The sequence below is a fragment of the Streptomyces sp. NPDC054770 genome (assembly GCF_053611985.1).
Window position 1 is genome coordinate 1 of the sequence record NZ_JBSHBL010000093.1, and the last position, 13,867, is coordinate 13,867.

The following is a 13,867-nucleotide window of genomic DNA, read 5'->3' on the forward strand; positions in this document are numbered from 1 at the left end:
GCCTTCGGGGGTGTCGTGGGGCGGGGCGGGGCCGTCGGTACCGGGAACGTCCGCAGGTGCGGGCTCCACGCGCTGCCCGAGTCCGGCGTGCCGATGCCGGTGGCCGGGAAGTCGCCGCGCGGCCGTTCGAACCGTCGGGGCCCGGCCGCGCCGGACGTGTCCCCGGCCGTGCCGCCCGACGGCGCGGCCGGTGTGCCCGGGCGCGCGGCCGACGGCCCGGCGGCCTCCCGCCGCTCGTCCGACGACGGCTCCGCGTCCTGCGCCGTGCGCAGGGGGCGCGGCGGGACGGTCGGTTCCGACCCGGGCTGTACCCGCCGTGGCGACGGGCCCGAACCGTACGACAGCCGGAACGGCGCGGTATGCCCGGTCCCCCGGTCGGAAGGTGCCGGGGGCGTGTCCGGGAAGCGGGCCGAGGCCGGTGGTGGCGGGGCTGCGGTGGTCGCGCCCTGGGACGGCGGGCCCTGCGGCGGCCGGAAGTTGGGATGGCGTGGCCGGACGATGCGTTCGGCGGACGTCTGGCGGCCGACGGCCCGGTCCCCCGTACTTTGTTCGCCCTGCCCCACCGCACCGCCCCGACTCGTCCGGTCATCACGACTCTGCTGCCCGCCGGGCCGTCCCGGCAGCTGGTCCTGCCCGGTGATGTCGGCCCCGCCAGTGGATACGTCCGGCCGCTGCGACCGGTTCATCCGGTTCGGCCGGTCGAAGAACCCGGGCCGGTCGACTCGGCGGGAGGCGTCGGCCGCGTGCGGGCCATCGCCCTGGGTGTTCGCACCGTTCCCGCCGGTCACACCGGTCCCGCCGTTCCCCGGCAGGGTCCCGTCGGCCGTCGGCGCGGGCTCCCCCGCGGAGTCCGTCGGGGCGGGGTCGGGCGAAGGGCGTCGTGGGATCGGGGCGTGCCGCGCTTCACTGCTCATGCGCCCCCCGTTTCCTCGTGCCCGGGCCAACTTCTCGTACGGGCCGTCGTGCTCCACCGCGCGGGGTCGTCCACCCCCTGGGCACGCATACCCGCACGCGCGGACCCGCATCCCGGCGCGGGTCAGGCGGCCGGGTTCGTTCCGCCGTACGTGCGCGTCACTCTACGGGTTGTCCGAGGGCGAACGGGAACCAGTCCGCGCCCCCGGGGCATCTGCCCGGATCGTCCCCCTACCCTGCGGTAATCCTGTCTGGCAGGCTTCGTTCATGACTGCGCGCGCCGCCGACCGGGCCCGTTACGACCGGGCCACCGCCCACCTGGACGCCCCCCTCGCGATCGTGGATCTGGAGGCCTTCGACGCCAACGCGGACGATCTCGTGCGCCGGGCCGGCGGCAAGCCGATCCGGGTCGCCAGCAAGTCCGTGCGCTGCCGGCACCTGCTGGAACGGGTCCTCGCGAAGGAGGGTTTCGCGGGGATCATGTCGTTCACGCTCGCGGAGTCGCTGTGGCTCGCGAGGTCGGGGTTCGACGACGTGCTGCTGGCGTACCCGTCCGCCGACCGGGCCCGGTTCGCCGAGCTGGCCGCCGATCCGAAGCTGGCCGCCGCGGTGACCGTGATGGTCGACGACCCGGCCCAGCTCGACCTGATCGACGCCTCCCGTGACGGCGGCGGTGAAGTGGTCCGGGTCTGCCTGGAGTTGGACACCTCGCTGAAGCTGTTCGGGGGGCGGGTGCGGATCGGGGCCCGGCGTTCGCCGCTGTACTCCCCCGCCCAGCTCGCCGACCTGGCCCGGACCGTGGCCGGGCGGCCGGGCTTCAGGCTCGTCGGGATCATGGGGTACGAGGGTCACATAGCCGGGGTCGGGGACGATGTCGCCGGCCGGCCGCTGCGGTCGCGCGCGGTGCGGCTGATGCAGGCCACCGCCCGCCGTGAGCTGGCCGAGCGGCGCGCCGCGGTGGTGCGGGCGGTCCGGGCGGTGGCGCCGGAGCTGGAGTTCGTCAACGGCGGCGGCACGGGCAGCGTGCAGACCACGGCGGCGGAGGACGCGGTCACCGAGATCGCGGCCGGCTCGGGCCTGTACGTGCCCCGGCTCTTCGACAACTACACGTCGTTCAGCGGCCGTCCGGCCGCGCTGTTCGCCATGCCGGTGGTACGGCGCCCCGGTGTCGGGGTCGTGACCGTCCTCGGCGGCGGCTACCCGGCCTCGGGCGTCGCGGGCCCGGACCGGCTGCCGGTGCCGTACCTGCCCGAGGGGCTGTCGTACGACTCCCAGGAGGGTCCCGGCGAGGTACAGACCCCGCTGCTCGGGGCCGCCGCGGACGACCTGCTGATCGGCGACAAGGTGTGGTTCCGGCACGCCAAGGCGGGCGAGCTGTGCGAGCGGTTCGCCGAGCTCCAGCTGGTCGAGGGCGACCGGGTGACGGCGACCGTACCGACGTACCGGGGTGAGGGTCACACGTTCCTGTAGAGGTCTAGCGCGCCGGGCGGATGCCCTTGGTGATCGCGTCCATGTCGGACAGCGGCGGGCCGTCCGGGCCGGCATCGAAGACGAAGCGGACGACGACCGGGGCCGGGACGCCGCCGGCGGACGGGAAGGCCAGGGACTGGACGTAGCCGCCCGGTCCGTCGGCCGTCCGCACCCGCCAGCGGACCAGGTAGCCGTCGCGGCCCGCCACCGCGACCCGCCCGGCCTTGACGACCCGGTGGGACCGGATGCCCCCGAAGGGCCGCCGGCCGCCGGGGTCGTGGCCGTAGGCCGCCTCGGCCGCGTCGGGTACGTCCCGTTCGGCGACGGTGCGCGGGGAGGTGCCGTCGGCGCTGCCCGCCGTACTGCTGCTGACCTGGCCGTGGCGGCACCGGCCGGTGTCGGCCGGGCAGGCGTAGGTGCCGTCGGTGGTCATCACGACGTCGTTCTGGGCGAGGTACGAGGAGCCGGTCCAGCCTGCCGGTACCGGCAGGGTGATGCCGTTGAGCTGGTCGACGACGAGGGACGGGGGCGCTGCCGCGCTGGGGGCGGTGTGGACCGTCGTGTCGGCTCCGGCGCTCGCCTCGTCGGTGCGCAGCACGGTCGCGCCGGAGACGATCGCCGTCGCCAGCACGGCCGCGGCGGATATCAGCGCGACCGCCCTGGCCCGTCCGGGCGCCCGCGCCGCCGGGGGCGGCGGCGCGGGGAGGCCGGACGGGGTGCGCCGGTGCTCGGTCCAGGCCCGTCCGTCCCACCAGCACTCCAGGTGCGGGGCCTCGGGGTCGGCGTACCAGCCGGGCGGCGGCGTCATGCTCACTCCCGCACTGTAGGACGGGAGTCGGGGTCCGTACACGGACTCCTAGAGGGGCGTGACGTACGCCCCAGAGATCCCGCCGTCCACCAGGAAGTCGCTGGCGTTGACGAAGGAGGAGTCGTCGCTGGCCAGGAAGGCGACGGCGGCGGCGATCTCCTCGGCTTCGGCGAAGCGGCCGAGCGGGATGTGCACCAGGCGCCGGGCGGCCCGCTCCGGGTCCTTGGCGAACAGCTCCTGGAGCAGCGGGGTGTTGACGGGTCCCGGGCAGAGCGCGTTGACCCGGATGCCCTCCCGGGCGAACTGCACGCCCAGTTCACGGGACATGGCCAGCACGCCGCCCTTGGAGGCGGTGTAGGAGATCTGGGAGGTCGCGGCGCCCATCCTCGCCACGAACGACGCCGTGTTGATGATGGAACCCTTGCCCTGCTGTCGCATGTAGGGGATGGCGGCCTTGCAGCACAGGTAGACGGAGGTGAGGTTGACCTCCTGGACGCGCTTCCAGGCCTCCAGGCCGGTCTCCAGGATGGAGTCGTCGTCGGGCGGCGAGATACCGGCGTTGTTGAAGGCGATGTCGACGCTGCCGTAGGTGTCGAAGGCGGTCTTGAAGAGGGCCTCGACCTGTTCCGGGTCGGTGACGTCGACGTTCACGAAAATCCCGCCGACCTCCTCGGCGGCGGCCTTGCCGCGGGCCTCGTCGACGTCGCCGCAGACGACGTGGGCGCCCTCGGAGGCCAGCCGCCGCGCGGTGGCGAGGCCGATGCCGCTGCCGGCTCCGGTGATGACGGCGGTGCGGCCGACGAGCCGGCGGCAGACGATGTCAGGGGTCTCAGCGGTCACTGTGCGGGGCCTTCCGTGCTGATGAAGACGTTCTTGGTTTCGGTGAAGGCGGTGAGCGCGTCCGGGCCGAGTTCCCGGCCGATCCCCGACTGCTTGAAGCCGCCGAAGGGGGTCCAGTAGCGGACGCTGGAGTGGGAGTTGACGGACAGGTTGCCGGCCTTGACGGCCTGGGAGACGCGCAGGGCGCGGCCCACGTCACGGGTCCAGATGGAGCCGGAGAGACCGTAGTCGGTGTCGTTGGCGAGCCGGATCGCGTCGGCCTCGTCCTCGAACGGGATGACCACGGCGACCGGTCCGAAGACCTCCTCGACGGCCACCCGCGCGTGCGGGTCGACGCCGGTCAGGACGGTCGGCGGGAACCAGAAGCCGGGGCCCCCGGGCGCCTTGCCCCGGATGCCGGGCGCGTCGGCGTCGACGTACGAACGGACGCGTTCCAGCTGGGACCTGGAGATCAGCGGGCCCATGTCGGTCTGCTCGTCCGCCGGGTCGCCGACGGTCACGGACTCGATCGCGGGGGCGAGGAGCTCCAGGAAGCGGTCGTACACGGTCCGTTGGACGAGGATGCGGGTGCGGGCGCAGCAGTCCTGGCCGGAGTTGTCCAGGAAGGACATGGGGGCGGCGGCAGCGGCGGCCTCGATGTCGGCGTCGGCGAAGACGAGATTGGGGCTCTTGCCGCCGAGTTCGAGGGTGACGCGCTTCACCTGGTCTGCGCAGAGCGCCATGATCCGCTTGCCGATCCGGGTGGAGCCGGTGAACACGATCTTGGCGACGCCCGCGTGTCTCACGAGTGCCTCGCCGGCGATGTCGCCGCGGCCGGGCAGGACCTGGAAGAGGTGCTCGGGGAGGCCTGCCGCCAGGGCGAGTTCGGCGAGGCGGAGGGCGGTGAGCGGGGTGGTCTCGGCGGGCTTGAGGATGACCGCGTTGCCGGCGGCGAGGGCGGGGGCGGTGCCCCAGGCCGCGATGGGCATGGGGAAGTTCCAGGGGGCGATGACGCCGACGACCCCGAGGGGTTCGAGGAGGGTGACGTCGAGGCCGCCGGGGACCGGGATCTGCCGGCCGGTCAGCCGCTCCACTCCGCCGGCCGCGTAGTCGAGCAGGTCGCGGACGTTACCGGTTTCCCAGCGCGCGTTGCCGACGGTGTGCCCGGCCTCGCGGACCTCCAACTGGGCTAGTTCCTCGCGGTGTTCGTCGACGACGACGGCGAACCGGCGCAGCAGCCGGGCCCGTTCGCCGGGCGCGAGCGCGGCCCACCGCTGCTGGGCCTGCGCGGCCCGTCGTACGGCGGTGTCGACGTCCTCCGCCACGGCCCCCGGGACGGTCGCGATCACCTCCTCCGTGGCCGGGTCGAGGATGTCGAGTTCGTACGGTTGCGACAAGGCGTGCCTCACATGCGTTCGAAGGAGCGGCGCAGCTCCCAGTCGGTCACCGCGGCGTCGAAGGCCTCCAGTTCGACGCGGGCCATGTTGCGGTAGTGCGCGACGACCTCGTCGCCGAAGGCGGCCTTGGCGACGGGGCTGTTCTCCCAGAGCTCGGCGGCCTCGCGGAGGGTGGTCGGGACGTGTGCGAAGTCGGCGGCGTAGGCGTTGCCGGCGCAGGCCTCGGGCAGTTCCAGCTTCTGCTCGATGCCGTACAGGCCGGCCGCGATCAGGCCGGCGACGGCGAGGTGCGGGTTGACGTCGCCGCCGGGCAGCCGGTTCTCGAAGCGCAGCGAACGGCCGTGGCCGACGACTCTCAGCGCACAGGTGCGGTTGTCCTGGCCCCAGGCGACGGCGGTCGGGGCGAAGGAGCCCGGCTGGAACCGCTTGTAGCTGTTGATGTTGGGGGCGTAGAGGAGCGAGAAGTCGCGCAGGGCGGCGAGCTGTCCGGCGAGGAAGTGCCGCATCACGTCGGACATGCCGGGCCCGTCCGGGTCGGCGAAGACGTTGTGGCCGTCCGCGTCCGTCAGCGACAGGTGGATGTGGCAGGAGTTGCCCTCGCGCTCGTTGTACTTGGCCATGAAGGTGAGGGAGACGCCCTCCTGGGCGGCGATCTCCTTGGCGCCGGTCTTGTAGATCGCGTGCTGGTCGCAGGTGACGAGGGCCTCGTCGTAGCGGAAGGCGATCTCGTGCTGCCCGGGGTTGCACTCGCCCTTGGCGGACTCGACGGTCAGCCCGGCTCCGGCCATCTCGTTGCGGATCCGGCGGAGCAGGGGCTCGATCCGCCCGGTCCCCAGCACCGAATAGTCGATGTTGTACTGGTTGGCCGGGGTCAGCCCCCGGTAGTTCGCGTCCCAGGCCGCCTCGTACGTGTCCTTGAACACGATGAACTCCAGCTCCGTACCGACCTGTGCGGTGTAGCCGAGTTCGGCGAGGCGCTCCAGCTGGCGGCGGAGGATCTGCCGGGGCGCGGCGACGACCGGGGAGCCGTCGTTCCAGGCGAGGTCGGCGATGAGCATCGCCGTGCCCGCGTTCCAGGGCACGCGGCGGAGGGTGGAGAGGTCGGGGTGCATGGCGAAGTCGCCGTAACCGCGGTCCCAGGAGGACATGGCGTAGCCGTCGACGGTGTTCATCTCGGTGTCGACGGCGAGGAGGTAGTTGCAGCCCTCGGTGCCGTGGCGCAGGACCTCGTCGAGGAAGAAACGGGCGGCGAACCGCTTGCCCTGCAGCCGCCCTTGCATGTCGGGGAAGGCCAGGACGACAGTGTCGATCTCACCGCTCGCGACGAGGGTGTGCAGCTCCTCGACGCTCAGCGGGGGTGTGCGGTCTGCCACGGGAGCTCCTTCGGCTACTTTCACGCAGCGCTTCTGGGGCCGGTCGGGGAGCTCTAAGGTATTGAAGAGAACCATTGCTTGGGAAGGGGGTACGGCCATATGTCGCTGGACGCGGACGGCGCCCTCGACGACCCGTTGACTCCGGTGCTGCGACCGGTACGGGCGGGCAACGGCTTCGAGGAGGCGCTGGAGCAGATTCTGCAGGTCGTCCGGCTCGGCCTGGTCCCGGGCGGCGAACGGCTGCCCGCCGAGCGGGAGCTGGCGGAGCGGCTGGGGATCAGCCGGGTGACGCTGCGCGAGGTGCTGAAGGTGCTCCAGGACCAGGGCCTGGTGGAGTCCCGGCGCGGCCGGTACGGCGGGACGTTCGTGCTGCCGCGCGCGGACGCGGGCGGCGAGGACGAGCTGCGGCGCCGGATCACCGAGGTCGACATCGAGGACGTGCTGCGCTTCCGGGAGGTCCTCGAAGTCGGCGCGGCGGGCCTGTGCGCGTCCCACGGCCTGACCGGCGAACAGGCGGAGCGCCTCCGCGAGGCGCTGGCCCGCACCCACGAGGCACCGCTCGCGGACTACCGCCGCCTGGACACCCTGCTCCATCTGACGATCGCCGAGCTGTGCGGCTCGCCCACCCTCACCGCCCAGTACGCGGCGGTACGGGCCACGGTCAACGACCTCCTCGACTGCATCCCGCTCCTGGTCCGCAACCTGGAGCACTCGCAGCGCCAGCACATCGCCCTGGTGGAGGCGGTGCTGGACGGGGACGCGGACGGCGCGCGGGAGATGATGCGGGAGCACTGCGCGGGGACGGCCGCGCTGCTGCGGGGCTTCCTGGCGTAACGGCCCATGCGCATGTCATAAAGGTAGGCACGCGCACCTTTATGACACGGGAGGGGACCATGACCGGACGGCCGCTGATCGGCGTGAGCACATACCTGGAGGCCGGGGCGCGCTGGGGCGTCTGGGAGCTGGAGGCGGCCCTGCTGCCGGCCGGCTACCCACGCCTCGTCCAGCGGGCCGGCGGCCTTGCGGCGATGCTGCCGCCGGACGCCCCGGAGCACGCGGCGGCGACGGTGGCCCGCCTTGACGGCCTGGTGATCGCGGGCGGCCCGGACGTGGAGCCGGTCCGCTACGGCGCCGAGCCCGACCCCCGCACCGGCCCTGCCGCCCGGGTCCGGGACGCCTGGGAACTGGCCCTCGTCGACGCGGCGCTGGCCGCGGGCATACCGCTGCTCGGCATCTGCCGGGGCATGCAGCTCCTGAACGTGGCCCTCGGCGGCACCCTCGTCCAGCACATCGACGGCCACGCGCAGGTGCCGGGCGTCTTCGGCCGCCACCCGGTCAAGCCGGTGCCGGGGACCCGGTACGCCGAGACGGTCCCGGAGGAGACGTCGGTCCCGACCTTCCACCACCAGGCGGTGGACCGCCTGGGCGCGGGGCTCCTGGTGTCGGCGCACGCCGCCGACGGCACGGTCGAGGCGATCGAACTGCCCGCCGAGCGCGGCTGGGTCCTCGGGGTGCAGTGGCATCCGGAGATGGGCGAGGACCTGCGGGTGATGCGCGCCCTGGTCACCGCGGCGGTCGCAGCCGCGTCCTGAGCCAGGCCAGGGCCGCGTCGCCCTGCGCCCGCTGGAACGGGCGCAGGGTGGGCAGCCCGGGCGGCGCGGGCCGCACCGAGTGCTCCAGGAAGAAGCCGGTGAGCGCGGCGAGGGCGGCGGTGACGGCATCCGGATCCGCGTCCCGGCCGAGCGGATGCGCACCGAACACGTCTTCCGGGTCCGGGCCGCCCTGTGCCGTGACGCACGGCAGCATGACCAGCAGGTCGAACCAGGGGGCGGCCCGCACCGCGTGCGGCCAGTCCACGAAGACGACCCCTCCGTCGTCCGTCAGCAGCATGTTGTCGGCACGCAGGTCGGCGTGGGCGAGGGTGTCACCGGCGGCGGACTCGGGCCAGGGGGCGGCAAGTTCGGCCAGTTCGGCGAGGTGGGAGACGGTCCAGTCGTCGAGGATGCCGATGGCCGCGCCCGGCTTCTCGACCAGCTTGCGCCAGCCGTCGAATGCGTCGGCGAGATGCTCGGCGGCGGGCGGGGCGTCGACCGGGGACGGGGTGAGGGTACGGCCGAGGGTGGCGACGGCGTCGAGGACGCGGCCGAGTTCGTCCGGACGCCAGGGGATGTGCGGCTGGCGGCCCTTCACTTCCTCGAAGACGAGGGCGACCCAGGTGCCGTCGTCGTAGCTGCCGAGGAGGCGGGGCGCCGGGACGGTGGCCGGGAGGGCGGCGGTGTTGCGGGCCTCCGTGCGGTGCAGGGTGGGGCTGTCGGGGTTGGCGTCGGCGCTGACCGCCTTGACGAAGGCGGTGCGGTGGGCGGCGGTGCGGATCCGGGCGGCGACGCCCGGGGAGAAGCCGCCGGGTTGGGTGACGGCGTGGGTGACGGGGGCGCCGCCGAGGAGGTCGGCGACGGCTGTGCGGACGGGGGCGGGGAGGGCTTCCCAGGGGGTGCGGGTGCCTTCGGCGGGCGGGGCGGGGGTGGGCATGGGGGGATGGTGGGGGCCGGGGGCCGGGCACCGCCAGGCATTTTCGCCCCCGCCGCCCCTACCCGTCCCGTCCTCCAGGGGGTGAGCCCCCTTCGACCGCCCGCTCCGGGGGGGGGCCCCCCCCCCCCCCCCCCGCCCCCCCGCTTCGGCCTGAACGGCCTCGTCCTCAAACGCCGGACGGGCTGGGATGTGGTGCCGACCGGCCTTCGTCCTCAAACGCCGGACGGGCTGGGATGTGGTGCCGACCGGCCTTCGGCCTCAAACGCCGGACGGGCTGAGTCGTGGACCGACCAGCCCGCACCCTCGGACGCCGGACCGGCTGGGATGTGGCTCTCGCCCTGCGCACGCCGGACGGAGCATGTTCTCAGACCGAATTTTTCAAGTAACCGAGTCGGGTGGTGGGTGGGCGAAAGGTCTCTCAACTCCGGGTCAGGGAAAGCAGCTCGCGGGCCGGGCCGGTGGGGCGGTGGCCTGTTGGCCAGACCGCTCGTAGGGCGCGGCGCAGGGCGATGCCCTCGACCGGGATGCTGACCAGGCGCCGTATCGCCAGTTCCTCGCCCACCGCCAGTTCGCTGAGGACCGCCGGGCCCGCGCCGCTGACCGCGGAGGCTTTCACCGCCGTGGTCGACGACAGTTCGATCAGCGGGCGGGCCAGGCCGCCCAGCGCCGCGTCGAGGACCTGGCGGGTGCCGGAGCCGCGTTCGCGGAGGATGAGCGGGGTGGTCGCCAGTTCCTCCGCGGCGAGCGGGCGCCGGCGGCGGGCCCAGGGATGGGCGGGGGCGACCACGACGATCAGGCGGTCGTGGGCTATCACCGCCGAGTCCAGGCCGTGCGGCACCGTCAGCCCCTCCACGAAGCCCAGGTCCGCCTCGTCCGCGAGCAGCCGTTCCGCCACCGCCGCCGAGTTGCCGGCGAGCAGGGACACCGCCGTGTCGGGGCGCTGGGCGCGCAGCGCGAGCAGCCAGCCGGGCAGGAGGTACTCGGCGATGGTCATGCTCGCCGCGACCCGCAGCCGCGAGTCCCGGCGGTCCCGGAGCGCCTGGGCCCCCGCGTCGAAGGCCTCCGCCGCCTCCACCACCCGCCGCGCCCAGTCCGTCACCAGCGCCCCCGCGTCCGTCAGCCGGGAGCCGCGCGGCGAACGGTCGACCAGGGCCACGCCCAGCTGCCGTTCCATGGAGCGGATCCGGCTGCTGGCCGCCGGCTGGGTGATGCCGACCTCCCGCGCCGCCGCCCCGAGGCTGCCCAGCCGTGCCACCGCCAGCAGCAGCTCCAGCGCACCGAGGTCCGGCACCCGGTGCGCGAGCGTGCCCCCGGCCGCCCGCTCCCGTCCCTCCGTCTTGCTCATAAGACCAGCTTATGCCCTCATAGAGACGGACTCCCTGGTCGGCGGAGCGCGGCAGCGGCAGCGTGGGTGCCATGGTCACCCCAGTCCGTCATCTCGGTCCCAACTGGTACGCCTCCGCCATGGGCACCGCCGCCGTCGCCCTCGGCGGCGCCGCGCTCGGCGTCGACGGCCTGCGCCCGCTCTTCGTCGGCGTCTGGGCGCTGTCCCTGCTGCAACTCGTGGTCCTGCTGTCCGCCCGGGCAGTTCACTGGGCCCACCACTCCGACCAGGCCCGCGCCCATCTCGACGACCCCGCCGTGGCCCCCTTCTACGGCTGCCTCTCCATGGCCCTGCTCGCCGTCGGCGGCGGTGCCCTCGCCCTCGGGCGGGACTGGATCGGCGAGCCGGCCGCCGTCGCGCTCGACTCCGTGCTGTTCGTCGCCGGTACCGCCGTGGGGCTCGCGGCCGCCGTAGCCGTGCCGTACCTGCTGGCCGTACGGCATCGGGTCGAGCCCGGGCAGGCCTCCCCGGTGTGGCTGCTGCCGCTGGTCGCGCCCATGGTGTCGGCCGCGCTCGGGCCGCAGCTCGTCCCGCATCTGCCGCCCGGGCAGCCGCGCGAGACCCTGCTCTACGGCTGCTTCGCGCTCTTCGGGCTGAGCCTGCTGACCACGCTGCTGATGCTGGCCCTCGTCTTCGGCCGGCTGGTCACCGGCGGTCCGCTGCCGCTCGCGCTGACCCCCACGATCTTCCTGGTGCTGGGCCCGCTCGGGCAGTCGACCACGGCGGTGGGCGCCTTCGCGGACCTCGCCCCCAGGGTCGTACCGGCGCCGTACGCCGCTGGTTTCGGCCTGCTCGCCGTGCTGTACGGCGTGCCGGTCATGGGGTTCGCGCTGCTGTGGCTCGCGCTGGCGGCCGTGCACGTGGTGCGGGCGTGGCGGCAGGGGATGCGGTTCGCCATGACGTGGTGGGCCTTCACCTTCCCTGTGGGAACGTGTGTCACGGGCGCCGCCGCGCTGGGGCGGCACACCGGGCTCGCCGCGTACCACGGGCTGGCGGTGGCGCTGTACGCCGTTCTCGTCGCCGGGTGGCTCGCGGCCGCCTCCGGGACCGTGCGCGGGCTGCTCAGCGGTGAGCTGCTCGCAGGGCCTCGCCCAGCACCCGTGGCGCCTCTGCCATGGACGGTCCGTACCACGTCAGGTGCCGTCCGCTGACCAGCGCGCAGGGCAGCCCGGGGAACGCCTCCGGGCCGTCGGCGGCGGTGAAGCGGTAGGGCTCGTCGGGGAGGACGACCAGGTCGGGGGCCGCGTCGAGCAGCCCCTCGATCGGGATGCGGGGGTATCGGTCGGGGTGCTCCTCGAAGAGGTTGCGTACGCCGAGCCGCGCGAGCACGTCTCCCGCGAAGGTGGTGCGGCCGAGGACCATCCACGGGCGCCGCCAGATCGGTACGACCGCGGTCGTGCGGGGGCCGGCGGGCGCCGGCGGAGCGGACCAGGCCTGCTCCGCCTCGTCGAGCCAGCGGGGGCGGCCGCTCGCGCCGCACGCGGTCAGGACCCGCTCCAGCTCGCGGAACGCCTGCGGCACGTCCCGCACCTCCGTGACCAGGACCGCCAGGCCGGCGGTGCGAAGGGCGTCGAGGTCGGGGGTGCGGTTCTCCTCCTCGTTGGCGATCACCAGGTCGGGGGTGAGGGCGAGGATACGGGCCAGGTCGGGGTTCTTGGTGCCGCCGATTCGGGGGACGTCGAGGTGGGCCGGATGGCTGCAGAAGTCTGTGGCGCCGACGAGGGTCTCGGGGAGCGTTTCTGCGATTGCCTCGGTGAGGGAGGGGACGAGGGAGACGACTCGCCGTGGTTGGGTGCGGGTGCGTGGGGGCTGGTCGCGCCCACGCGGCGTCAGCCGCATATCGGATACAGCCCCGCGCCCCTTACGGGGCGCTACGGACGAGGGCGCTTCAGTTCGGGGCGTCTCAGGGTGGGGTTGTTTCATGTGGGGCGCTTCAGCGCTGGCGGTCGTGGACTGCCTCGATGTGTTCTGCCACCGCCACCACGATCACCCTCGTGTCCGGGACCGTCGCGCGCCAGCGGTGGCGGACTCCGCCGGTGAGGTAGAGGGTGTCGCCGCGGCCGAGGCGGTAGGCGCGGCCCTCGGCCTCGATCTCCACGGCGCCGTCGGCGACGTACATCAACTCGTCGTTGCGGTGCTGGAATTCGCGGCCGGCGTCGTGGTCGCCGGTGAACTCCGAGGCGTGCAGCTGGTGGTGGCCGCGGACCAGGGACCGCACCTTGGGTGCGAAGTCCGGCTCGGTGGCCTCGTCGGCCCGTACGACGTCGACGCTGCACGCCGGGTCGGCGGCGGCGAGGAGTTCGACGGCCGTGGTGCGCAGGGCGTCGGCGAGCTTCTCCAGGGAGGTGCGGCTGGGGCGGGCCCTGTCGTTCTCGACCTGGCTCAGGAAGGGCACCGACAGGCCGCTGCGCTCGGCCACGACGGCGAGGGTGAGCTCCAGCGCACGGCGGCGCCGCCGGACTGCCGCGCCCACCCGCACGGGCTGCTGGTCTTTGTGGTCGCCCATCGCTCCGGCTCCCTCCTTCGCTCGTCGTTCCGTCCTTCGGGTGCCCGGCTTCGGCCGGTCCCCTCCTGATGGGTTCTCTGCACCCTACGCATGTTCGGCAAACCGTTTCAGGCGGCCGTCACATCCCCGTCACGTCCGGTGAGCGCGACCCTCACAGTTCGCGCCAGTGCACGCGCTCGCCGGGCTCACCGGCCATGGGCTCCGCCTTCGGGATGAAGACGCTGACCAGGGCGGCCGGGCGGTCGCCGGGATCGGTGCTCGGCGCGGTCGGCGGACCGGCTGCCGCCGGGTTGCGCAGGCTCGGTCGGAGGCAGGGGTGGCAGGCATACGCCGACCGGCTCCCGACGTCGTTCCGCGGGCGCGCCCCCTCGGTCAGGACGAGGGGGCACCCCATGAGTTCAATGCGCGGGCGGGCCCCGATGTTCCCGGCGGTGCCCGAGGCGCGGAGTGCCTGGTCCATGTGGTGGTCCAGGCGGGCCCGGCAGACGGTGAAGTCCCGCAGGGCGGCTCGGAGTCGGCGGCCGACGGAGCGCTCGGCGGCGAGGCGGCCGGTCGGTTCCACGGTGTCGCCGTGGACCGCGGTGAGGTCGGGGACGCCCTCGGCCCGGCGGGAGAGAGGCGGGGCGCGTCGAACGCGCGGTCGGCCGTTCCGGCGGGCAGGGCGGCAAG

Annotated in this window: 13 protein-coding genes and 1 pseudogene; 4 read left to right on the plus strand and 10 right to left on the minus strand. The window is 74.0% G+C overall.

All coding sequences use genetic code 11. From position 1 onward, the window contains the following. Nucleotides 1-914 (minus strand): annotated as a pseudogene (locus ACWGKQ_RS44650) (hypothetical protein); the annotation flags it as partial. Between the two features lie 265 nt (nucleotides 915-1,179). Here ACWGKQ_RS44650 and ACWGKQ_RS44655 point away from each other — a divergent pair. Continuing rightward, entirely contained in the window at nucleotides 1,180-2,382 is a 1,203-nt protein-coding gene (locus tag ACWGKQ_RS44655; RefSeq protein WP_453297805.1) for an amino acid deaminase/aldolase, read from the plus strand. 4 nt (nucleotides 2,383-2,386) lie between these two features. Here the strand turns inward: ACWGKQ_RS44655 and ACWGKQ_RS44660 are convergent, their stop codons facing one another. The 4 genes from ACWGKQ_RS44660 to ACWGKQ_RS44675 are packed head-to-tail and all read right to left on the minus strand — an operon-like array spanning nucleotide 2,387 to nucleotide 6,779. Further along, entirely contained in the window at nucleotides 2,387-3,190 is an 804-nt protein-coding gene (locus tag ACWGKQ_RS44660) for a DUF2510 domain-containing protein (protein WP_453297835.1), read from the minus strand. 48 nt (nucleotides 3,191-3,238) lie between these two features. Further along, a complete protein-coding gene (locus ACWGKQ_RS44665) occupies nucleotides 3,239-4,030 on the minus strand; it encodes a 3-oxoacyl-ACP reductase (protein WP_453297806.1) in 792 nt (263 codons plus the stop codon). Continuing rightward, nucleotides 4,027-5,406 carry an aldehyde dehydrogenase family protein gene (locus ACWGKQ_RS44670; protein WP_453297807.1) on the minus strand — a complete coding sequence of 460 codons (1,380 nt, stop codon included), beginning with the start codon at nucleotides 5,404-5,406 and terminating at the stop codon, nucleotides 4,027-4,029. Before ACWGKQ_RS44670 ends, ACWGKQ_RS44665 begins: the two co-directional genes overlap by 4 nt. 8 nt (nucleotides 5,407-5,414) lie before the next feature. Further along, nucleotides 5,415-6,779, minus strand: coding sequence for a glutamine synthetase family protein (locus ACWGKQ_RS44675; protein ID WP_453297808.1), 1,365 nt, complete (start codon nucleotides 6,777-6,779; stop codon nucleotides 5,415-5,417). Between the two features lie 99 nt (nucleotides 6,780-6,878). Between ACWGKQ_RS44675 and ACWGKQ_RS44680 the strand changes: the two genes are divergently transcribed. After that, nucleotides 6,879-7,613, plus strand: a complete 735-nt coding sequence (locus tag ACWGKQ_RS44680) for a FadR/GntR family transcriptional regulator (RefSeq protein WP_453297809.1) — start codon at nucleotides 6,879-6,881, stop codon at nucleotides 7,611-7,613. A 59-nt stretch (nucleotides 7,614-7,672) separates the two neighbouring features. Next, the gene (locus ACWGKQ_RS44685) at nucleotides 7,673-8,371 is read left to right on the plus strand and encodes a gamma-glutamyl-gamma-aminobutyrate hydrolase family protein (protein WP_453297810.1); all 699 of its coding nucleotides are present in this window, start codon (nucleotides 7,673-7,675) and stop codon (nucleotides 8,369-8,371) included. Here ACWGKQ_RS44685 and ACWGKQ_RS44690 read toward each other — a convergent pair. Beyond that, nucleotides 8,343-9,308, minus strand: coding sequence for an aminoglycoside phosphotransferase family protein (locus ACWGKQ_RS44690; protein WP_453297811.1), 966 nt, complete (start codon nucleotides 9,306-9,308; stop codon nucleotides 8,343-8,345). The two genes, ACWGKQ_RS44685 and ACWGKQ_RS44690, sit on opposite strands and share 29 nt — an antisense overlap. Nucleotides 9,309-9,726: 418 nt before the next feature. Next, complete coding sequence (locus tag ACWGKQ_RS44695; protein ID WP_453297812.1) at nucleotides 9,727-10,653, minus strand: LysR family transcriptional regulator; 927 nt, start codon at nucleotides 10,651-10,653, stop codon at nucleotides 9,727-9,729. A gap of 71 nt (nucleotides 10,654-10,724) precedes the next feature. Between ACWGKQ_RS44695 and ACWGKQ_RS44700 the strand changes: the two genes are divergently transcribed. Continuing rightward, complete coding sequence (locus ACWGKQ_RS44700) at nucleotides 10,725-11,843, plus strand: TDT family transporter (protein ID WP_453297813.1); 1,119 nt, start codon at nucleotides 10,725-10,727, stop codon at nucleotides 11,841-11,843. Here the strand turns inward: ACWGKQ_RS44700 and ACWGKQ_RS44705 are convergent. The 3 genes from ACWGKQ_RS44705 to ACWGKQ_RS44715 form a co-directional block, all read right to left on the minus strand. Then, nucleotides 11,755-12,531 carry a helical backbone metal receptor gene (locus ACWGKQ_RS44705; RefSeq protein ID WP_453297814.1) on the minus strand — a complete coding sequence of 259 codons (777 nt, stop codon included), beginning with the start codon at nucleotides 12,529-12,531 and terminating at the stop codon, nucleotides 11,755-11,757. The two genes, ACWGKQ_RS44700 and ACWGKQ_RS44705, sit on opposite strands and share 89 nt — an antisense overlap. Nucleotides 12,532-12,625: 94 nt before the next feature. After that, nucleotides 12,626-13,198, minus strand: a complete 573-nt coding sequence (locus tag ACWGKQ_RS44710; protein ID WP_453297815.1) for a helix-turn-helix domain-containing protein — start codon at nucleotides 13,196-13,198, stop codon at nucleotides 12,626-12,628. 151 nt (nucleotides 13,199-13,349) lie between these two features. Further along, nucleotides 13,350-13,760, minus strand: a complete 411-nt coding sequence (locus ACWGKQ_RS44715) for a hypothetical protein (RefSeq protein WP_453297816.1) — start codon at nucleotides 13,758-13,760, stop codon at nucleotides 13,350-13,352. Nucleotides 13,761-13,867 lie beyond the last annotated feature (107 nt).